Here is a 19,596-nt window from a genome sequence, read left to right as displayed (position 1 = left end):
ACCGCCGCTACGAGTTCCCCACCACGTCCTCCGGGAAGCTCAGCGACCGGCCCATCCACTCCAGGGCGGCGGGCAGTTCGCGCCGCCAGGTGGCGAAGTTGTGGCTGCCGTGGTCGAGGACGACGGATTCCGCCTTCATCGGCGGTTTGACGGCGGCGAGGAAGGCCTTGGCCGCCGGGTAGTTCTTCTCGCCGGTGCGGCTGGTGCCCACCAGGACGTCGACCCGGGGCGCGGGCAGATGCCGCAGACGCCACATCAGATCGTGCTCCTGGCGGCGGCGCACGCCATCCCGCCCCTCCCCGAAGAGGTTCCCGGTCGTGGCGTCATTGCTGGCCCGGTAATCGGGCGAGAGGGCGGCCGCGGCGGTGTACGTACGGTCGTGCCGCATGGCGAGCTGAAGGGCGCAGCTGCCGCCCGAGGAGTAGCCCAGCAGGCCCCAGCCACCGGGGTCGTGGCCGACGCGGTAGTGCGACCGGAGCGCGTCCGGCACATCGCGGGCGAAGAACGTCTCGGCCTGCGGGCCGCCCGGCACATCGACGCACTGGGTGTCGCGGGGCGGGGCGATGGTGGGCCGCAGCATCACGATGACGGTCGGCTGCAGCTGTCCGGTCCGCATCATTCGCCCCGCGGTCTCCGGCAGCCGCAGATGCTGGCCGAGCAGGAAGATCCCGCCGGGGTAGCCGCTGAGCGCGACGATGACGGGGAACCGCTGCCGGGCGTACTGGGGCTGGAAGTACTGCGGCGGCAGATAGACGTACGCCGGGTTCACGGCCCGGGTCCGCTTCCCGACGATCCGTACGGTCTCCACCTTGCCGGCCTGCGCCGGCGCCCCCTTCGGCAGCCCGTGCACCTTGTCCAGGCCCTCCGGCCCCGAGGTCTGTACGAGCCCCTTCGACGGGTCACCGACGGGCCCGGCCGCCCCCTGGCCGCCCCATTTGCCGACCGCGGCCGGTGCGTCGTCGTACAGCCCGAGCAGCTCGTGCCAGGACGCGTAGAACTGGAAGTTGGTGTTCACCACGAGGCCGAGCGCCGCGACGATGGCCAGCTGGGTCACGGCGATCGAGCCGAGCCTCCCCAACAGCGCCCGCGGACCGCGCCCGGCGAACCGCGGCCACAGCCAGAGCGTGAGGCCCACACAGACCACGGCGACCGCGACCATGGCGTACAACAGCGATCGGCTGGTCAGTCCCATGACGTCTTCCCCAGATGTCCCGCGCCGCGCCCGCTCCCCCGGCGGTCCACGCGTCGTCCTCCCCGGCCCCCGGAAGCTCCCGGAAGACCTCATTGCGCCTGGTTTGATGGGCCGTGGAGGCGGGGCGTTGCGGGGCGGGCGAGGTGTTCGGCCGCGCGACGGCCGGGGGTTGCCGGGACTTCATCCGGGGTCTGCCGGGCGGCCATCGGGCGGACGTGCCGGACCGGTTTCGAGCTATTCGGAGGATCCATCCGGTAATGGCATGTCCACAGCCCCGGGCGGCCGCCGAGGACGCGATGGCATCCTGGACCCACCGGCCCACCCGGCCGGGGCGAGGGAGGACGGCGATGGCGACCGAGACGGCTGGGCAGCCGCAGACGACGGAGCCGGTGGTGACCGCACCGGCGCGGGGGCAGGACGTACGCCCGATGCGGGCCGATGCCCGGCGCAATTACGAGCGGCTGCTGACCGAGGCCCGTACGGCCTTCACCGAGCGCGGCACGGACACCTCGCTGGAGGACATCGCCCGGCGCGCCGGCGTCGGGATCGGCACCCTCTACCGGCACTTCCCCAACCGCACGGCCCTGATGGGCGCGGTCTTCCAGGGCGAGGTGGATGCCCTGCTGACCCAGGCCAGGGAGCTGGCGGACGCCCCGCAGCCGTGCGCCGCCCTGGTCGAGTGGCTGCGCGCGATCATCACCCACGCCACCACCTACCGCGGGCTGTCGCGGGCACTGATGACGGCATCGGCGGACGACAGCTCGGGGATGGCGCGGTGCAGCGTGCCGATGCGGGAGGCCGGCGAGGCGCTGCTGACCCGCGCCCGGCAGGCCGGGGCGGTGCGGCCGGACGTGAACATCGGCGATCTGATGCAGCTGACCAACGGCATCGCGCTGGCCGCCGAGGAATCCCCGGACGACCCGCAGCTCGCCGACCGGCTGCTGAGGCTCACGCTGCGCGGGCTGAAGGGGGAGAACCGCTGACGGACCGCCGGGACGGCGCGCCCCTGTGGCGCGCCCCCGACTGCGGCGTTCAGCGGCGCCGTGGTGCCAGGTCGGCGACCCGGCCGGCCTCGCTCAGGGAGGGGGCCGAGCGGAGCTGTGATCCACCGGCCCCGGTGCCCGGCGGATGACTGCGCCGCTGGCCCGGGAGCGGGACGTCCCGCCGGGGCCCTCGGCGGTCCCCCGGGCCGGGGTCCATCCCCGGCTGCCCTGGCCCGTGGCCCACGCCCGAGCCGTTCGCGACGGCGATCTGGACGCCCTGATCGGCCAGCGCCTGCAGCTCCGTGGCGGCGCGGTCGTCATGACCCGGCGGCTCGTCCGTGACCAGCCGTGTGATCACGTCCGTCGGCACGGTCTGGAACATCGTGTCGGAGCCGAGCTTGGTGTGGTCGGCGAGCACCACCACCTCCCCCGCCGCCTGCACCAGCGCCCGGTCGACGCTGGCGGAGAGCATGTTGGAGGTGGACAGCCCGCGCTCGGCGGTCAGACCGCTGCCCGACAGGAAGGCGCGGGACACCCGCAGCCCCTGGAGGGACTGCTCGGCACCGCTGCCGACCAGCGCGTAGTTGGAGCCGCGCAGGGTGCCGCCGGTCATCACGACCTCGACGCGGTTGGCATGGGCCAACGCCTGGGCGACCAGGAGGGAGTTGGTGACGACGGTCAGACCGGGGACGCGGGCGAGCCGGCGGGCCAGCTCCTGCGTGGTCGTTCCCGCGCCGACGACGATGGCCTCGCCCTCTTCGACGAAGCCGGCCGCGAGATCGGCGATGGCCGTCTTCTCCGCGGTCGCTAGATGGGACTTCTGTGGGAATCCTGATTCGCGGGTGAAGCCTCCCGGCAGGACCGCACCGCCGTGCCGGCGGTCGAGCAGTCCTTCTGCCTCCAGCGCCCGCACGTCCCGCCGTACGGTCACTTCGGAGGTCTGGACGACGCGGGCGAGCTCCCGGAGCGATACGGCTCCGTTGGCGCGCACCATTTCAAGGATCAATTGGCGACGTTCTGCAGCGAACACGAAACTGACAGTAACGCCAACGACCGTCTGTTTTCAGCAGGTTGCACCAATTAACGGAAGTTGTTCACACCGCGGAGCGTGACGTGGTATGCGGTGTGCATATGTCGTGCGGATGTCGAACTGCCGGGCGGGACGATCCGCTTGACCCCTGGTCAGTCGCCCTGACGGGGCCCGCGGCGGCGGGCCCCCGGAACGGGCCGGTCCCCGGCCGGTGCAGGCACGTTTCATCCCCAGTGCGCACGGGGGGCACAAACATGTGAATCGGCCGCCGCCGTCCCGCCCGGGACCGGTTATTCGTTCCCGGCCTTGCGCGTGTGCAGCTGGCGGGCGACCTCGGCGATCGAGCCGGACAGCGACGGGTAGACCGTGAAGGCGCTGGCGATCTGCTCGACGGTCAGATTGTTGTCGACCGCGATCGAGATGGGGTGGATCAGCTCACTGGCGCGCGGGGAGACGACCACACCGCCGACGACGATGCCGGTGCCGGGGCGGCAGAACAGCTTCACGAAGCCGTCGCGGATGCCCTGCATCTTGGCGCGCGGGTTGCGCAGCAGCGGGAGCTTGACGACCCGGGCGTCGATCTTGCCGCTGTCGACATCGGCCTGGGAGTAACCGACGGTGGCGATCTCCGGGTCGGTGAAGACGTTCGCGGAGACCGTCTTGAGGTTCAGCGGGGTGACCGCGTCACCGAGGAAGTGGTACATCGCGATCCGGCCCTGCATCGCGGCGACGGACGCCAGCGCGAAGACGCCGGTGCAGTCACCGGCCGCGTACACGCCCTGGGCGCTGGTGCGGGAGACCTTGTCGGTCCAGACGTGGCCGGACTCCTTGAGCTTGACGCCGGCCGCTTCCAGGCCCATGTCCTCGGTGTTGGGGATGGAGCCGACCGCCATCAGGCAGTGCGTACCGGAGATCGTGCGGCCGTCGGACAGCGTGACCTCGACGCGGTCGCCGACCCGCTTGGCGGACTGGGCCCGCGAGCGCGCCATGACGTTCATGCCGCGGCGGCGGAAGACGTCCTCCAGGACGGCGGCGGCGTCCGGGTCCTCGCCCGGCAGCACCCGGTCGCGGGAGGAGACGAGGGTGACGCGGGAGCCGAGCGCCTGGTAGGCACCGGCGAACTCGGCGCCGGTGACACCGGAACCGACCACGATCAGTTCTTCGGGCAGCTCGTCGAGGTCGTAGACCTGGGTCCAGTTCAGGATGCGCTCGCCGTCGGGGAGCGCGTCCGGGATCTCGCGGGGGTGCGCGCCGGTGGCGATCAGCACCGCGTCCGCGATCAGACCCTCCTTGGTGCCGTCGGCGGCGGTGACCGTGACCTTGCGGGAGCCGTCCGGCGCCTGGCCCGGCTCCAGCCGCCCGCGGCCGCGCATGACCCGGCCACCGGCGCGGGTCACGGACGCGGTGATGTCATGCGACTGGGCCAGCGCGAGGCGCTTGACGCGCCGGTTGACCTTGCCGAGGTCGACGCCGACGACCCGGGCCGGCCGGTCCACGTACGGCGTGTCGTCCTCGACGATGATGCCCAGCTCCTCGTACGAGGAGTCGAAGGTCGTCATCACCTCGGCGGTGGCGATCAGAGTCTTCGACGGCACGCAGTCGGTCAGCACCGACGCCCCGCCCAGACCGTCGCAGTCGACGACGGTCACCTCCGCGCCGAGAGAAGCCGCCACCAGGGCCGCTTCGTAGCCGCCGGGTCCACCACCGATGATCACGATCCGAGTCACGTACTCCATTGTCCCGCACGCCCGTACGTCGCTCTCGCCCGGGGGCGCACTCCGTCCCCGACGGGCACCAGGGGCACGCGCCACCAGGACCGGGGGCCACGCGCCACCGGGTCTCCCGTCCGGGGCTCCGGTACCACGAGCCCGGCGGGCAACCTCCCGTACCCTCGGAACCATGTCGCTCTACGCCGCGTACGCCGGCAACCTCGACGCGCGGCTGATGTCCCGCCGCGCACCGCACTCGCCGCTGCGCGGCACCGGCTGGCTCAACGGCTGGCGGCTCACCTTCGGCGGCGAGCAGATGGGCTGGGAAGGCGCGCTGGCGACGGTCGTCGAGTCCCCCCGCTCCCAGCTCTTCGTCGCGCTCTACGACATCGCGCCCATGGACGAGGAGTCCATGGACCGCTGGGAGGGCGTCGGCATGGACATCTACCGCCGGATGCGGGTGCGGGTACACACCCTCGACGGCGACGAGGCGGCATGGATCTATGTCCTCAACGGCTATGAGGGCGGTCTGCCGTCGGCCCGCTATCTGGGCGAGATCGCGGACGCCGCGGAGTCGGCGGGCGCGCCGCACGACTATGTGATGGAGCTGCGCAAGCGGCCCTGCTGACGTGCCGCACCGGCGGGCACGCCGCCGGTGCGGGTGCCGCGACGCGCCCGGGACACCTGCTTTTGGCAGATGCCACAACCATCCGGTCCGCATACGGTGAGCAGCGACATCTACGCGCGTAGGGCATGAGCGGTTACCCTCGTCCGCGTGAACGCATCTGTTACTCCGGACATCGCGCGCGACCCCCAGGGTGCCGCCGCCGACGCCGCCGCCCGTCTGCGCGAGCTGACCGGCGCCGAGACCCATGACGTCGCCCTGGTGATGGGCTCGGGCTGGGCGCCGGCCGCCGAGGCCCTGGGCGCGCCCGAGCACGAATTCCCGATCACCGAGCTGCCCGGCTTCCCGCCGCCGGCCGTCGCCGGGCACGGCGGCAAGATCCGCTCGTACCAGGTCGGTGCGAAGCGGGCGCTGGTCTTCCTGGGCCGCACCCACTACTACGAGGGCCGCGGGGTCGCCGCGGTCGCGCACGGCGTCCGCACCGCCGTCGCGGCCGGCTGCAAGACCGTGGTCCTCACCAACGGGTGCGGCGGTCTGCGCGACGGCATGCGCCCCGGCCAGCCGGTCCTCATCAGCGACCACCTCAACCTGACCGCGACCTCCCCGATCGCCGGCGCGAACTTCGTCGACCTGACGGACCTGTACTCGCCGCGGCTGCGCGCGCTGTGCAAGGAGGTCGACGCGAGCCTGGAGGAGGGCGTCTACGCCCAGCTCCCCGGCCCGCACTACGAGACCCCGGCCGAGATCCGGATGCTCCGGACCCTGGGCGCCGACCTGGTCGGCATGTCCACGGTCCTGGAGGCCATCGCGGCGCGCGAGGCCGGCGCCGAGGTGCTCGGGCTGTCGCTGGTGACGAACCTCGCCGCCGGCATGACGGGCGAGCCGCTCAACCACGAGGAGGTGCTCCAGGCCGGCCGCGACTCCGCGACCCGGATGGGCAGCCTGCTCGCCCAGGTGCTCGGCAAGCTCTGAGGCACCACGGCGCCGCACCTCGGCGACGACGGCCGACGGCCACGGCGGGTGCATCCCACCCGCCGGGCCACGCCGCCGTCACCGCCGTACCGGTCCGCCGCCCGCCCGCCGGTCCACCCCACCGCGCGGCGCATCCCTCCCCCGCGCGCTGCCATCCAGTGGCATTGGCCGGTTCTGCGGCTCCCCGTACCCGCATACCGGGTATGCGTGACGAGCCGAGAGGGCCCCTTCCCAGCTGTCCTCAGCGCGCCCCCACCCGTATCCACCGTCAGGAGCATCACGTGGCTACCGATCCCGCGGAGCTGATCAACCGGGCCCAGGCATGGCTGGCCGAGGACCCCGACCCGGAGACCCGGGACGAGCTGTCCAAGCTCATCGAAGCCGAGGAGACCGACGAGCTGGCCGACCGCTTCGCCGGCACCCTCCAGTTCGGCACCGCCGGGCTGCGCGGTGAGCTGGGCGCGGGCCCGATGCGGATGAACCGCTCCGTGGTCATCCGGGCCGCGGCCGGCCTCGCCGCGTACCTCAAGGCCCAGGGCGACGGCTCGGGCCTGGTGGTCATCGGTTACGACGCGCGCCACAAGAGCGCCGACTTCGCCCGGGACACGGCGGCCGTGATGGTCGGCGCGGGCCTGCGCGCCGCGGTGCTGCCGCGCCCGCTGCCCACCCCCGTCCTGGCCTTCGCGATAAGGCACCTGGGCGCGGTGGCCGGAGTCGAGGTCACCGCCAGCCACAACCCGCCCCGCGACAACGGCTACAAGGTCTACCTGGGCGACGGCTCCCAGATCGTGCCGCCCGCGGACGGTGAGATCGCCGCCGAGATCGCCGCGGTCCGCTCGCCGGCCGACGTCCCGCGCCCGGAGAACGGCTGGGAGACCCTCGACGACGCGGTGCTGACCGCCTATCTGGCGCGTACGGACGCCGTGCTGACGCCCGGCTCCCCCCGGGACACCGCGGTCGTCTACACGCCCATGCACGGCGTCGGCCGGGACACCCTGGTCGCCGCCTTCGGCCGGGCCGGGTTCCCCGCCCCGGTGGTCGTCGCCGAACAGGCCGAGCCGGACCCGGACTTCCCGACGGTCGCCTTCCCCAACCCGGAGGAGCCGGGCGCGATGGACCTCGCGTTCGCCACCGCCCGGAAGACCGCGGGCGTCGACATCGTGATCGCCAACGACCCCGACGCGGACCGCTGTGCCGTCGCCGTGCCCGCCCCGGGCACGCCGGAGGGCTGGCGGATGCTGCGCGGCGACGAGGTCGGCGCGCTGCTCGCCGCCCACCTGGTGCGCAAGCGGGCGGCCGGCACCTTCGCCACGACCATCGTCTCCTCCCAGCTGATGTCCCGTATCGCGGCCGCCGCCGCGCTGCCGTACGAGGAGACGCTGACCGGCTTCAAGTGGCTGGCCCGGGTGGACGGTCTGCGGTACGCCTTCGAGGAGGCGCTCGGCTACTGCGTCGACCCGGAGGGCGTCCGCGACAAGGACGGCATCACCGCCGCCCTGCTGATCACCGAACTGGCCGCGGAACTCAAGCAGTCCGGCCGCACCCTCACCGACCTGCTCGACGACCTCGCGCTGGAACACGGCCTGCACGCCACCGATCAGCTCTCGGTCCGGGTCGAGGACCTGTCGCTGATCGCCGACGCGATGGGCCGGCTGCGCGCACAGCCGCCGGCCGCGCTGGCGGGGCTGAGCGTGACCCGCGCCGACGATCTGAACCGGGGCACCGGGACGCTGCCGCCGACCGACGGGCTGCGCTACTACCTGTCCGGTTCGCCGGAGGCCGGCATCGAGGCGGCCCGGGTGGTGGTCCGCCCCAGCGGCACCGAGCCCAAGCTCAAGTGCTACCTGGAGGTCGTGGTCCCGGTGGCCTCGGCCGATGCCCTGCCCGAGGCCCGGACGAAGGCGGCGACGGCGCTGGCGTCGATCAAGCGGGACCTGGCGGAGGCAGCGGGGATCTGACGGGGCTTTCGGGGCGGCGGGGCCTTTCGGGGGGCCGCACGCCCCACTCCCGCGACGCCTACAACGCCAGCATCACAGCCAGCCCCACCGCCCCCACCGCGAGCGGCGCGATGATCGCGTACGACCAGCGCACCACCGGCTCACCCCGGGCGCTCTCGCGGTGGGCGGCGCGCTCCTTGATCTCGCGCAGCTCGTCGAGGGTCTGGTCGGCCATGGCGCGCGGCACCGGCCCGGCGTCGGCGTTCTGCCCGAAGCGGGGCCGCGGCGCGGCGCCCCGCGCCGCCTGCCGGCTGACCTTCTTGCGCTGCCGCAGCGAGACCGGGACGGCCCACATCTGGTACTTGCCGCCGCTGGTGAGCACCTCGGTGGAGAACGTCGCCCGCAGGTCCTCCACCGCGCCCCACGGCAGCGTGACCGTACGGAAAGGATTGCGCACCGTCAGCCGGTCCTCACCCGCCCTGACCAGCGGCCGCAGGGTGAAGGCGACCACCAGGGGCACCCCGAGGAGCAGCGCGAACAGCGCCGTGACCCTGGTCTGCGTGGTCCCGCGCAGCAGCGCGTCCCCGCCGAGCCAGAGTCCGAGCAGGAGGAGCAGTACGCCGCCGACGAGGGCCGCGGGCGAGCGGTAGCTGCGCTCCGCGTACTGCTGCTGGGGCGGGGTGGTCCGGTCCTGGCTCGTCATGGGGCCGATTCTGCCCGACCGTCCGGATGCCGGACATTGCGTTACGGCATCATTCGGGCGCGGACCGTGGGCGGGCCCGCGCCCCGTATTGCGGCCTCATCCGGCGCCGCCACCGGGCACGTTGCCGGATTCCGGCCCCGCGCGTCCGGCCGGATTCGGACCGTCGAAGGGGATGACATGGCGCTACGCGCGTAGATATGCTCCCCTCGTGACCATGCCCATCACTGTTCCCGCATACGGCAAGGAAGCCGCGGGGCGTCTGGCGTCAATGGCGGACGTGACCGCCGACGACGGTGCGCTGCGCCGCTTCCTCCACGGCCTCCCGGGCGTTGACGCGGTCGGCCTCGAGGCCCGCGCCGCCACCCTCGGCACCCGCTCGATCAAGACGACGGCGAAGGCGTACGCCATCGATCTCGGCATCTCGATGATCGACCTGACGACCCTCGAAGGCGCGGACACCCCGGGCAAGGTCCGGGCGCTGTGCGCCAAGGGCATCCACCCGGACCCCACCGACCGCACCAGCCCCCAGGTCGCGGCGATCTGCGTCTACCCGGACATGGTCGCGACGGCCAAGGAGGCGCTCGGCGACTCCGGTATCCACGTGGCCTCCGTCGCCACCGCCTTCCCCGCGGGCCGCGCCGCGCTGCCGGTCAAGCTGGCCGACACCCGGGACGCGGTCGCGGCCGGCGCCGACGAGATCGACATGGTGATCGACCGCGGCGCCTTCCTCTCCGGCCGCTACATGGACGTCTTCGAGGAGATCAAGGCCGTCAAGGAGGCGTGTGCCCGGCCCGACGGCAGCGCCGCCCACCTCAAGGTCATCTTCGAGACCGGTGAACTCCAGACGTACGACAACGTCCGCCGGGTCTCCTGGCTCGCGATGCTCGCGGGCGCCGACTTCATCAAGACCTCGACCGGCAAGGTCGCGGTGAACGCCACCCCACCGGTCACCCTGCTGATGCTGGAGGCGGTGCGCGACCTCCACGCCGCCACCGGCGTCCAGGTCGGCGTGAAGCCGGCCGGCGGCATCCGTACCACCAAGGACGCGATCAAGTACCTGGTGATGGTCAACGAGACGCTCGGCGAGCCCTGGCTGACCGCCGACTGGTTCCGCTTCGGCGCCTCCAGCCTCCTGAACGACCTGCTGATGCAGCGCCAGAAGCTCAGCACCGGCCGCTACTCCGGCCCCGACTACGTCACGGTGGACTGAGGCACCCATGACCTTCGATTACGCACCCGCCCCCGAGTCCCGCGCGGTCGTCGACATCGCGCCGTCCTACGGGCTGTTCGTCGACGGCGAGTTCGCCCCGGCCTCCGACGGCAAGGTCTTCAAGACCGTCTCGCCGTCCTCGGAGGAGGTCCTCTCCGAGGTCGCGCAGGCCACCGGCGACGACGTCGACCGCGCGGTGAAGGCCGCCCGCAAGGCCTTCGAGAAGTGGTCCGCGCTGCCCGGCGCCGAGCGCGCCAAGTACCTCTTCCGGATCGCCCGGATCATCCAGGAGCGCTCGCGCGAGCTGGCCGTCCTGGAGACGCTGGACAACGGCAAGCCGATCCGGGAGTCGCGGGACGCCGATCTGCCGCTGGTCGCCGCGCACTTCTTCTACTACGCGGGCTGGGCCGACAAGCTCGACCACGCGGGCTACGGCCCGAACCCGCGCCCCCTCGGCGTCGCGGGCCAGGTCATCCCGTGGAACTTCCCGCTCCTGATGCTGGCGTGGAAGATCGCCCCGGCGCTGGCCACCGGCAACACCGTCGTGCTGAAGCCCGCCGAGACCACTCCGCTGTCCGCCCTCTTCTTCGCGGACATCTGCCGCCAGGCGGGCCTGCCCCGGGGCGTCGTCAACATCCTCACCGGTGACGGCTCCACCGGCGCCGCGCTGGTCGCCCACCCCGACGTCAACAAGGTCGCCTTCACCGGCTCCACCGAGGTCGGCAAGGCCATCGCCCGTACGGTCGCCGGCACCGACAAGAAGCTGACCCTGGAGCTGGGCGGCAAGGCCGCGAACATCGTCTTCGACGACGCGCCGGTCGACCAGGCCGTCGAGGGCATCGTCAACGGCATCTTCTTCAACCAGGGCCACGTCTGCTGCGCGGGCTCCCGCCTGCTGGTCCAGGAGTCGGTCCAGGACGAGCTGCTGGACGCCCTCAAGCGCCGGATGCAGACCCTGCGGGTGGGTGATCCGCTCGACAAGAACACCGACATCGGCGCGATCAACTCCGCCGAGCAGCTGGCCCGGATCACCGAGCTGGCCGACGCCGGCCAGGCCGAGGGCGCCGAGCGCTGGTCCCCGTCCTGCGAACTGCCCTCCACCGGCTACTGGTTCGCGCCGACGCTGTTCACCGGCGTCACCCAGGCGCACCGGATCGCCCGCGAGGAAATTTTCGGCCCGGTGCTCTCCGTCCTGACCTTCCGCACCCCCGCGGAGGCCGTGGAGAAGGCCAACAACACCCCCTACGGCCTCTCCGCCGGCATCTGGACGGAGAAGGGCTCGCGGATGCTGTGGATGGCGAGCAAGCTCCGCGCGGGCGTCATCTGGTCCAACACGTTCAACAAGTTCGACCCGGCCTCGCCCTTCGGCGGCTACAAGGAGTCGGGCCACGGCCGCGAGGGCGGCCGGCACGGTCTGGAGGCGTACCTCAATGTCTGAGCAGAATGGCCGGCTCGCCGTCTTCAAGACCTACAAGCTGTACGTCGGGGGCAAGTTCCCCCGGTCCGAGAGCGGGCGGGTGTACGAGGTGACCGCAGGGACATCGGCCGCAGGCACGGCGGGCAAGGGCGCATGGCTCGCCAACGCGCCCCTGGCCTCCCGTAAGGACGCCCGGGACGCGGTGGTCGCCGCCCGTAAGGCCTTCGCCGGCTGGTCCGGCGCCACGGCCTACAACCGCGGCCAGATCCTCTACCGCATCGCCGAGATGCTGGAGGGCCGCCGCGACCAGTTCACCGCGGAGGTCGCCGCGGCCGAGGGGCTGTCGAAGGCGAAGGCCGCGGCCCAGGTGGACGCCGCGATCGACCGCTGGGTCTGGTACGCGGGCTGGTCCGACAAGGTCGCCCAGATCGCCGGCGGCGCCAACCCGGTGGCCGGCCCGTACTTCAATCTCTCCGCCCCCGAGCCGACCGGCGTGGTCGCGGTCCTGGCCCCCCAGGACTCGGCCTTCCTCGGCCTGGTCTCGGTGATCGCCCCGGCGATCGTCACCGGCAACACGGTCGTCGTGGCGGCCGCCGAGGACGCCCCCCTGCCCGCCCTCTCGCTGGCCGAGGTGCTCGCCACCTCCGATCTCCCGGGCGGCGTCGTCAACATCCTCTCCGGCCGCACCGCGGAACTCGGCGCCCCGCTCGCCGCCCACCAGGACGTCAACGCCCTCGACCTCGCGGGCGCGGACGAGGAGTTGGCAAAGGAACTGGAGACCGCCGCGGCCGACAACCTCAAGCGGGTGCTCCGCCCGGCCCCGCCGAATTGGACCGCCGACCCCGGCACCGACCGCCTGCTGGCCTTCCTGGAGACCAAGACGGTCTGGCACCCCATGGGCGTCTAGGCCTGCTCTGACGGGATGGTGAATCCCCGTCAGACGAGCCCACTGCAGGGCCCCGCCAACGGGCGGGGCCCTGCGCGTGTCCACGGCCCCTTCACTAGGATGGATGTGACTGCACACCATCAATCACTTCGGGATTCGCACCCCACGAGAGGAACCGCGCCGGATGAGGGCGGACTACCGCGGCTGTTTCCAGCCCTTCCTCCGGCCGGGAGAACGGCTGATCGTCGCCTCGGACTACTACGAGAACTCGGCACTGCCCTCCGTCCCCGCCCAGTTGCGCACGCCCCGTACGCCGCCCCCGCCATCCGCGCTGGAACAGCGGGTGCGCGGCGTGCTGGGCAACGTCCTGGGCAAGGTGAGCCGCCCGCTGGAGGCCATGGGCGGCAGCCGGGTGACCAACAACCCGTTGATCCGGGCCACCGACCGCGCCGGCGACCGGGTCGAGAACGCCGCGATCGGCCTGGACCACCTCGCCGACCGGGCGATGGAGCGGGCGATCTGGGGGACCGTCATGGACGGCGGCTGGCACAGCATCGCCGGGCGCCTCCTGGTCGATCTGACGAACGCGGGCGGCGAGCCGCAGCGCCAGGCGCTGACCGACCAGCGGCTGATCCTGCTGGTGAACCACAACACCAGCTGGCGGAACCCCACCCCGCAGTGGGAATTCGGAGCGGAGGTGCCCCGTACGCACATCGTGCGGATGACGGCACATTCGAAGACCATCAGCCGCGGGCGGTTCGATGTCGCCTTCGCCGACGGCTCGTGGATCGCGCTCGGCAGTGTGCGGCGCGAGAACATGGAAGGCTTCGTGGCCACTTGGAGCCGGGGCTTCTGAGCGCATACCCAAAACGGATCACGTCACCCCTGCCGCCCGTTGCTCCACCCCGGCGAAGTGCTGTGGGAGGCCAGGGAGTACACCCGCGGGCGGCGCACCGCGTCACCAGGCGCTCACCGACCGCAGGCTGTTCGTGCTGACCGATGAGGCCGCCGGGTGGCGGGAGCGCGCACCGCAACTGGAGGTCGCGGCCCAGCTGCAGCTGTCGAACATCGCCGAACTGCGGCCCAGGCCACGGACGACGTTCCCCCGCGGCCGCTTCGACCTGGTCTTCGTCGACGGCTCATGGCTGGCGCTGAGCTGTTCGTTCCAGGAGGACATGGAGGCGATGGCCGGGGCCTTCCGGGGGCGTTGACCCGGAGCGGATCGCGGCCGTGGCGGGAGGGCGCGGCCCTACGGGCGGCTGCTGAACCGCCCGGCCGCGCCCGCCCCTCAGCCCGGCAGCACCCGCGTCAGCTGTCCCACCAGCGGCAGGTCCTTGAGCGCCGCGCCCTCCGAGAGGGCGCCGGTCAGCAGGGTGGTGCCCACCGGCTTGAAGTCGGCGATCTGGGTACTCACCGCGTTGCTGAGCGGGTCGACGGAGGTACTGGCCAACGGGTCCAGCTTCAGGTTCTTGACCGGGCCGAGGCCGCCGGCCGCGGAGTGCAGCAGGCCGCCGGTCAGCCCCGAGGCGGCGGCGCCGGTGTCGGTGGCGAGGTCCGAGGCGGCCGGCGCCGCGCTCGCCGTCGCCGCACCGCCCGCCGCGAGCGCGGCACCGGCCGCGGAGATCACCAGTCCGGCCCGGAGCAAGGTGCGCGGAATGCGGCTGGCCTTGGGACGCGCGTGGGAGGGCATGTGCCACCTGCCTGTGGTTCGAAGGGGTCGAAGTGCCGGCCGAGCCAACGGAGGTCGGGACCGTTGACGTAATCGGTTGACTGCGTAGCGTAGTTGAGGGGGCGGGGGCCGATCCACCTCGCGCGCCAGGGGTACCCCACACGGGGTAATACGCGACAATGGCTGCCCGTGAGCTCCCACACCGCCACCCGGCCGCCGGCCGCCCGCGTCGTTCTGCTGACCGGCCCCTCCGGCTCCGGCAAGACGTCCCTGGCCGCGCGCACCGGCCTTCCCGTCCTCAACCTCGACGACTTCTACAAGGAGGGGACGGACCCGACGCTCCCACAACTCCCCGACGGCGGCGGCGCCGACTGGGACGCCCCGCTGTCCTGGGACGCCGGCGCCGCCCTCGCGGCCATCGACACGTTGTGCCGTACAGGGCGTGCCGACGTCCCCGTGTACGACATCGCGAGCAGCGCCCGGACCGGCGCGTCGGGGCTCGACCTCGGCGGCGCCCCGCTGTTCATCGCGGAGGGGATCTTCGCGGCCGAGGTCATCGCGGACTGCCGGGCGGCGGGGCTGCTGGCCGAGGCGCTGTGTCTGCGCGGCCGCCCCTCCACCACCTTCCGCCGGCGGCTCGCGCGGGATCTGCGCGAGGGCCGCAAGTCCGTCCCGTATCTCGTCCGCCGCGGCCTGCGGCTGCTGCGCGCCGAGCGGTCGGTGGTCGCCCGGCACACCGCCCTGGGCGCGCACGCCTGCGCCAAGCCGGAGGCACTGGCCCGTATAGCGGCCGCGGGGGCACCGGACTCGGTGGGCGCGGCGGCGGTACGGACCTGACGGGGCGGGCTGCCGCGGGACACGGCCGCGGCAGCCCGCGCGGGCAACACTCCCGCGGCAGTACGTCCCCGCATACGAAGGAGCGGGCTCGGACAGACCCCCCGGCCGTCCGAACCCGCTTTTCTTCCCCCGTGATCCCCCTGCTTCCCCCTTATTTTTCCCCTGCTTCCCCCCGTATCCCCTGCACTCCCCCGATACGCCCGGCCGCTGCGGATCACTCCGCTGCGACCGGTTCCCCCGTATCCCCCCTCGGGCGTTCCCCCCTGGGCCCCCCTCGGACCCCTCGGGCTCCCCCGGTCCTCAGGCCACCAGCTCGCCGAAGGACTCCTCCTCGTCACGGCCGAAGCTGAGGACCTCGTCCTCGCGCAGCCGGCGCAGTGCGCGCCAGATGCTCGACTTCACCGTGCCGACACTGATGTTGAGAATCTCCGCGATCTCCGGGTCCGTACGGCCCTCGTAGTAGCGCAGCACCAGCATCGTGCGCTGCGTCTCGGGCAGCCGGACCAGCGCCTGCCACAGCACGGCGCGCAGCTCGGTGCCGCGCATCGCGTCGACCTCGCCGGCCGTCTCCGGCAGCTCCTCGGTCGGGTACTCGTTGAGCTTGCGCCGGCGCCAGGCGCTGATGTGCAGATTGGTCATGGTGCGGCGCAGATAGCCGCCGAGCGCCGCCTTGTCACTGATCCGGTCCCACGCCCGGTAGGTCGAGAACAGCGCGCTCTGCAGCAGGTCCTCGGCCTCGTAGCGGTCGCCGGTCAGGTGGTAGGCGGTGGCGTACAGGGAGGCGCGGCGCTCCTGGACGTAGGCGGTGAAGGCCGCTTCGGCCTCGGCCGCCTCCGACGCGGAGCGCCGTTCCCCCGTGGCCTCCCCGTACTCCGCTCCCCCGTTGGTGCCCCCGTTTTCTCCCCCGTGGGCGGCCTTGCCCCCGTGCCCCGGGCCGAGTTCCACCGTCGTCGCGTCGATGGCCACCTTGAAGGGCAGCCGCTGACGCCCAATGGTGCGCGTGCACCCCCGTGCGACACCGGACTTCTCGCCGGACCGGACGACATCGTGGAGTCGCGTGATTACTGCGCTGGAAGTGGTGCCGTGCAGTGTGTTCATCTCGCGCCCCCCGTCGTAGAGCCAGCTCGTTCGGTGTGTCCCGGGTTGTTGATCTCTCCCGGTGCCCAAAAGACTGCCAAGCCAGTTTCATCGCGTTGTCCTTCGACTGTCACAGGCCTGTCACAGGGCTCTGTGCGGCGCGTCGCGCGGCCTCACACGCGTGGGCCTTGTGTACGAGAGCGCCACGGGTCGATGTCCCGGCGTCCCATGGGCCAGAATGGCTGACGTGCCTTTCCTGTTGCTGATCGAGGACGACGACGCCATCCGCACGGCCCTCGAACTCTCGCTGTCCCGCCAGGGTCACCGTGTGGTGACCGCGGCGACGGGCGAGGACGGCCTGAAGCTGCTGCGTGAGCAGCGCCCGGACCTGATCGTGCTGGATGTGATGCTGCCGGGCATCGACGGTTTCGAGGTGTGCCGGCGGATCAGGCGTACGGACCAGCTGCCCATCATCCTGCTCACCGCGCGTAACGACGACATCGACGTCGTGGTGGGCCTGGAGTCCGGCGCGGACGACTATGTCGTCAAACCGGTCCAGGGGCGGGTGCTGGACGCCCGCATCCGGGCCGTGCTGCGCCGCGGTGAGCGGGAGTCCAGTGACTCGGCGACGTTCGGCTCGCTGGTGATCGACCGGTCGGCGATGACCGTCACCAAGAACGGCGAGGATCTGCAACTGACACCTACTGAGCTGCGGTTGCTGCTGGAGCTGAGCCGCCGGCCCGGCCAGGCGCTGTCCCGGCAGCAGTTGTTGCGGCTGGTGTGGGAGCACGACTACCTCGGCGACTCGCGCCTGGTGGACGCGTGTGTGCAGCGGCTGCGGGCGAAGGTGGAGGACGTGCCGTCCTCGCCGACCCTGATCCGTACGGTCCGTGGTGTCGGCTACCGGCTGGACTCGCCGCAGTGACGGAACGTTCCGCGGGCGGCGAGGCGACGGAGGAGAGCACGGGCGGCGAGCCCGGGGACACCGGCGGGCCCGGGACGGGCCGGCGGATACTGCGGGGACTGCGCCGGGCGTCGGGGCTGCTGCGCTGGACGAGTCTGCGGCTGCGGCTGGTCGTGGTCTTCGCGCTGGTGGCACTGACCGCCGCGGTCTCGGCGTCGGGCATCGCGTACTGGCTCAACCGCAACACCGTTCTGGAGCGCACCCAGAACGCCGTCCTCAATGACTTCCGCAAGGCGCTGGAGGACAGTACGCGGTCGCTGCCGCTGCATCCGCGGTGTGCCGAACTCCAGGACGCGGCACGGCAGATGGCGGCCGGACCGCAGGACTACACGGTGCTGCTGATCGGGGTCGACCGCGAAGGCAAGGACTGCGCGGCCACCACGAACAAGAACCTGCTGACGCTGGACAGCGTGCCGCAGTCACTGCGTACCGCGGTCGACGAGGTGCGCCCGGTCGACGAGTCCAACCGCTACCGGCACCATCTGTACTGGCAGCGCAAGGAGGTCGGGGACGCCCCGTATCTCGTCGCCGGGGCGAAGGTGATCGGCGGCGGGCCCACCGGCTACATGATGAAGTCGCTGGCCGCCGAGCGGCAGGACCTCAACTCGCTGGCCTGGTCGCTGGGGATCGCGACCGCGCTCGCGCTGGTCGGCTCGGCGCTGCTGGCGCAGGCCGCGGCGACGACCGTGCTGCGCCCCGTACAGCGGCTGGGGTATGCCGCGCGGCAGCTGGGCGAGGGACGGCTGGACACCCGGCTGCGGGTGACCGGCACCGACGAACTGGCCGATCTGTCCCGGACGTTCAACCGCACGGCCGAGCGGCTGGAGCAGCGGGTCGAGGAGCTGAGCGGGCGCGAGGCGGCGTCCCGGCGGTTCGTCGCCGACATGTCGCACGAGCTGCGGACGCCGCTGACGGCGATCACCGCGGTGTCGGAGGTGCTGGAGGAGGAGTCCGAGTCCCTCGACCCGATGATCGCGCCGGCGGTGCAGCTGGTGGTCAGCGAGACCCGGCGGCTGAACGACCTCGTGGAGAACCTGATGGAGGTCACCCGCTTCGACGCGGGGACCGCCCGGCTGGTGCTGGACGATGTCGATGTCGCGGACCAGGTGACCGCCTGTATCGACGCACGGGCCTGGCTGGACGCGGTCGAGCTGGACGCGGACCGCGGCGTCGTTGCCCGTCTGGACCCGCGGCGGCTCGATGTGATCCTGGCGAATCTGATCGGCAACGCGCTCAAGCACGGCGGCTCGCCGGTGCGGGTCTCGGTGCGCACCGAGGAGGCGGCGGGTGAGGCTGCCGGTGGCCGGACCGGCGCCACGGCCGTCACCGGTGGTCCGGCCGCGTCCGATGCCGCCGGCGAAGCGGAGGCCGGTGCGAAGCCCGAGGCGCCGGAGCGGTCCGAGGAGGCGGCGGGCGCGGCGCGGCCCGAGGGCGGCACGCTGGTGATCCGCGTACGGGACCACGGCCCCGGCATCCCGGAAGAAGTCCTTCCGCATGTCTTCGACCGCTTCTACAAGGCCAGCGCGTCCCGGCCGCGGTCGGAGGGCAGCGGTCTGGGCCTGTCGATCGCCCTGGAGAACGCACATATCCACGGCGGGGAGATCACCGCGGCCAACCTCCCCGAGGGCGGCGCGGTCTTCACCCTGCGGCTGCCGATGGACGCCGCGCCGCTGACGGGCGACGACCGGCAGGAGCGCGGCCCGGCCCGCGCGGCCGACAAGGGCACGGAGGACGAGCGATGACGCCGATCAGGCGGACGGGGCGGCGCACCGCCGCCGTGGCGGCGCTCGCGCTCGCCGCCGCGGGCTGCGGTATCCGGGGCACGTCGGTGCCGGTCGACGCGGGCGGCGCGCCCTCGCGGGTGAGCTGCAAGGCCCCGGCGAGCGATCCGGCGCCGAACCCGCCCGGCGGGGCCCAGGCCACCGTCTATCTGGTGTGCGGTTCGGCGCTGGCCCAGGTGGAGCGGACGGTGGAGCTGCCCAAGGGGTCGGCGGCCGACGACCCGCGGCTGCCGACCGCCCGTGCGCTGCTCAAGGAGTTGCAGCGACCGCCGTCGTCCGACGAGGAACGGGCCGGCTTCAGCAGCGCGCTGCCCCGGGACCTGAAGGTCACCGCGCCGCGCACCGGCGATCCGTCGGACGCCTTGCGGCTGAGCATCCGCCCGGACGATCTGCCGTCGTTCGCACTGGCGCAGCTGGTGTGCACCTACGGCGCGAGCCCGGCGCTGGGCCGGACCCATGCGGCGGTGCTGGGCGGGCCGGGCGACGACACCGCGCACCGCTACGACTGCTCGGCCGATGTGCTGGCCAATCCGGATATAGCGGAGAACGCCGGGTGGGGAGACCCGTTGCCGGAAGACGGCTGACCCGGGCGGCCAACACGGGC

At 72.5% G+C, this 19,596-nt stretch carries 19 protein-coding genes; 13 read left to right on the top strand and 6 right to left on the bottom strand.

The genetic code is table 11. The features are described 5' to 3' along the window. Nucleotides 1–7: 7 nt before the first annotated feature. On the bottom strand, nucleotides 8–1,192 hold the full coding sequence (locus ACFW5B_RS22500) for an alpha/beta hydrolase (protein WP_386442310.1): 1,185 nt from the start codon (nucleotides 1,190–1,192) through the stop codon (nucleotides 8–10). Nucleotides 1,193–1,620: 428 nt separating this feature from the next. Here ACFW5B_RS22500 and ACFW5B_RS22495 point away from each other — a divergent pair, with 428 nt between their 5' ends. Next, nucleotides 1,621–2,175, top strand: coding sequence for a TetR/AcrR family transcriptional regulator (locus tag ACFW5B_RS22495; protein ID WP_386442348.1), 555 nt, complete (start codon nucleotides 1,621–1,623; stop codon nucleotides 2,173–2,175). A 49-nt stretch (nucleotides 2,176–2,224) separates the two neighbouring features. Here the strand turns inward: ACFW5B_RS22495 and ACFW5B_RS22490 are convergent, their stop codons facing one another. Then, nucleotides 2,225–3,169: a DeoR/GlpR family DNA-binding transcription regulator gene (locus ACFW5B_RS22490; RefSeq protein ID WP_386442345.1), complete on the bottom strand. Its 945-nt coding sequence runs from the start codon at nucleotides 3,167–3,169 to the stop codon at nucleotides 2,225–2,227. A 326-nt stretch (nucleotides 3,170–3,495) separates the two neighbouring features. Further along, nucleotides 3,496–4,941 carry an NAD(P)H-quinone dehydrogenase gene (locus ACFW5B_RS22485; protein WP_386442307.1) on the bottom strand — a complete coding sequence of 482 codons (1,446 nt, stop codon included), beginning with the start codon at nucleotides 4,939–4,941 and terminating at the stop codon, nucleotides 3,496–3,498. Between the two features lie 163 nt (nucleotides 4,942–5,104). On the opposite strand from ACFW5B_RS22485, the gene ACFW5B_RS22480 reads away from it, so the two are divergent. The 3 genes from ACFW5B_RS22480 to ACFW5B_RS22470 all read left to right on the top strand — a co-directional run bounded on the left by ACFW5B_RS22480 (nucleotide 5,105) and on the right by ACFW5B_RS22470 (nucleotide 8,469). Beyond that, nucleotides 5,105–5,542: a gamma-glutamylcyclotransferase gene (locus tag ACFW5B_RS22480; protein WP_362604353.1), complete on the top strand. Its 438-nt coding sequence runs from the start codon at nucleotides 5,105–5,107 to the stop codon at nucleotides 5,540–5,542. 147 nt (nucleotides 5,543–5,689) lie between these two features. Then, nucleotides 5,690–6,511: a purine-nucleoside phosphorylase gene (locus tag ACFW5B_RS22475; RefSeq protein ID WP_386442303.1), complete on the top strand. Its 822-nt coding sequence runs from the start codon at nucleotides 5,690–5,692 to the stop codon at nucleotides 6,509–6,511. A 281-nt stretch (nucleotides 6,512–6,792) separates the two neighbouring features. After that, the gene (locus ACFW5B_RS22470) at nucleotides 6,793–8,469 is read left to right on the top strand and encodes a phospho-sugar mutase (protein ID WP_386442300.1); all 1,677 of its coding nucleotides are present in this window, start codon (nucleotides 6,793–6,795) and stop codon (nucleotides 8,467–8,469) included. Between the two features lie 58 nt (nucleotides 8,470–8,527). Here the strand turns inward: ACFW5B_RS22470 and ACFW5B_RS22465 are convergent, their stop codons facing one another. After that, nucleotides 8,528–9,151, bottom strand: a complete 624-nt coding sequence (locus ACFW5B_RS22465) for a PH domain-containing protein (protein WP_386442297.1) — start codon at nucleotides 9,149–9,151, stop codon at nucleotides 8,528–8,530. Nucleotides 9,152–9,365: 214 nt separating this feature from the next. Between ACFW5B_RS22465 and deoC the strand changes: the two genes are divergently transcribed. From deoC to ACFW5B_RS22440, 5 genes are all read left to right on the top strand, one after another. Further along, entirely contained in the window at nucleotides 9,366–10,361 is a 996-nt protein-coding gene (gene deoC / locus ACFW5B_RS22460) for a deoxyribose-phosphate aldolase (protein WP_386442343.1), read from the top strand. Nucleotides 10,362–10,368: 7 nt separating this feature from the next. Beyond that, nucleotides 10,369–11,799: an aldehyde dehydrogenase family protein gene (locus ACFW5B_RS22455; protein WP_386442294.1), complete on the top strand. Its 1,431-nt coding sequence runs from the start codon at nucleotides 10,369–10,371 to the stop codon at nucleotides 11,797–11,799. Further along, nucleotides 11,792–12,685: an aldehyde dehydrogenase family protein gene (locus ACFW5B_RS22450; protein ID WP_386442290.1), complete on the top strand. Its 894-nt coding sequence runs from the start codon at nucleotides 11,792–11,794 to the stop codon at nucleotides 12,683–12,685. The genes ACFW5B_RS22455 and ACFW5B_RS22450 overlap by 8 nt, the downstream gene beginning before the upstream one ends. A gap of 163 nt (nucleotides 12,686–12,848) precedes the next feature. Beyond that, entirely contained in the window at nucleotides 12,849–13,520 is a 672-nt protein-coding gene (locus ACFW5B_RS22445) for a hypothetical protein (protein WP_386442287.1), read from the top strand. Between the two features lie 133 nt (nucleotides 13,521–13,653). Then, nucleotides 13,654–13,875 carry a hypothetical protein gene (locus tag ACFW5B_RS22440; RefSeq protein WP_386442285.1) on the top strand — a complete coding sequence of 74 codons (222 nt, stop codon included), beginning with the start codon at nucleotides 13,654–13,656 and terminating at the stop codon, nucleotides 13,873–13,875. 77 nt (nucleotides 13,876–13,952) lie between these two features. Here ACFW5B_RS22440 and ACFW5B_RS22435 read toward each other — a convergent pair whose 3' ends face one another. Next, complete coding sequence (locus tag ACFW5B_RS22435; protein WP_386442282.1) at nucleotides 13,953–14,354, bottom strand: hypothetical protein; 402 nt, start codon at nucleotides 14,352–14,354, stop codon at nucleotides 13,953–13,955. 168 nt (nucleotides 14,355–14,522) lie between these two features. Between ACFW5B_RS22435 and ACFW5B_RS22430 the strand changes: the two genes are divergently transcribed. Continuing rightward, a complete protein-coding gene (locus tag ACFW5B_RS22430) occupies nucleotides 14,523–15,170 on the top strand; it encodes a uridine kinase (protein ID WP_386442279.1) in 648 nt (215 codons plus the stop codon). Between the two features lie 300 nt (nucleotides 15,171–15,470). Here the strand turns inward: ACFW5B_RS22430 and ACFW5B_RS22425 are convergent, their stop codons facing one another. Then, the gene (locus ACFW5B_RS22425) at nucleotides 15,471–16,268 is read right to left on the bottom strand and encodes a SigE family RNA polymerase sigma factor (protein WP_386442276.1); all 798 of its coding nucleotides are present in this window, start codon (nucleotides 16,266–16,268) and stop codon (nucleotides 15,471–15,473) included. A 226-nt stretch (nucleotides 16,269–16,494) separates the two neighbouring features. Here ACFW5B_RS22425 and afsQ1 point away from each other — a divergent pair, with 226 nt between their 5' ends. The 3 genes from afsQ1 to ACFW5B_RS22410 are packed head-to-tail and all read left to right on the top strand — an operon-like array spanning nucleotide 16,495 to nucleotide 19,576. After that, nucleotides 16,495–17,172, top strand: a complete 678-nt coding sequence (gene afsQ1 / locus ACFW5B_RS22420) for a two-component system response regulator AfsQ1 (protein WP_026169550.1) — start codon at nucleotides 16,495–16,497, stop codon at nucleotides 17,170–17,172. Next, nucleotides 17,169–18,953 carry an ATP-binding protein gene (locus ACFW5B_RS22415; RefSeq protein ID WP_386442273.1) on the top strand — a complete coding sequence of 595 codons (1,785 nt, stop codon included), beginning with the start codon at nucleotides 17,169–17,171 and terminating at the stop codon, nucleotides 18,951–18,953. The genes afsQ1 and ACFW5B_RS22415 overlap by 4 nt, the downstream gene beginning before the upstream one ends. After that, nucleotides 18,950–19,576, top strand: a complete 627-nt coding sequence (locus ACFW5B_RS22410; RefSeq protein ID WP_386442270.1) for a hypothetical protein — start codon at nucleotides 18,950–18,952, stop codon at nucleotides 19,574–19,576. Before ACFW5B_RS22415 ends, ACFW5B_RS22410 begins: the two co-directional genes overlap by 4 nt. Nucleotides 19,577–19,596: the final 20 nt, after the last annotated feature.

Source organism: Streptomyces sp. NPDC058773 (genome assembly GCF_042746015.1).
In the GTDB taxonomy this organism is placed as follows: domain Bacteria; phylum Actinomycetota; class Actinomycetes; order Streptomycetales; family Streptomycetaceae; genus Streptomyces.
Note: the sequence above shows the minus strand (reverse complement) of the source record. Positions and strands in the feature narration are given on the sequence as shown.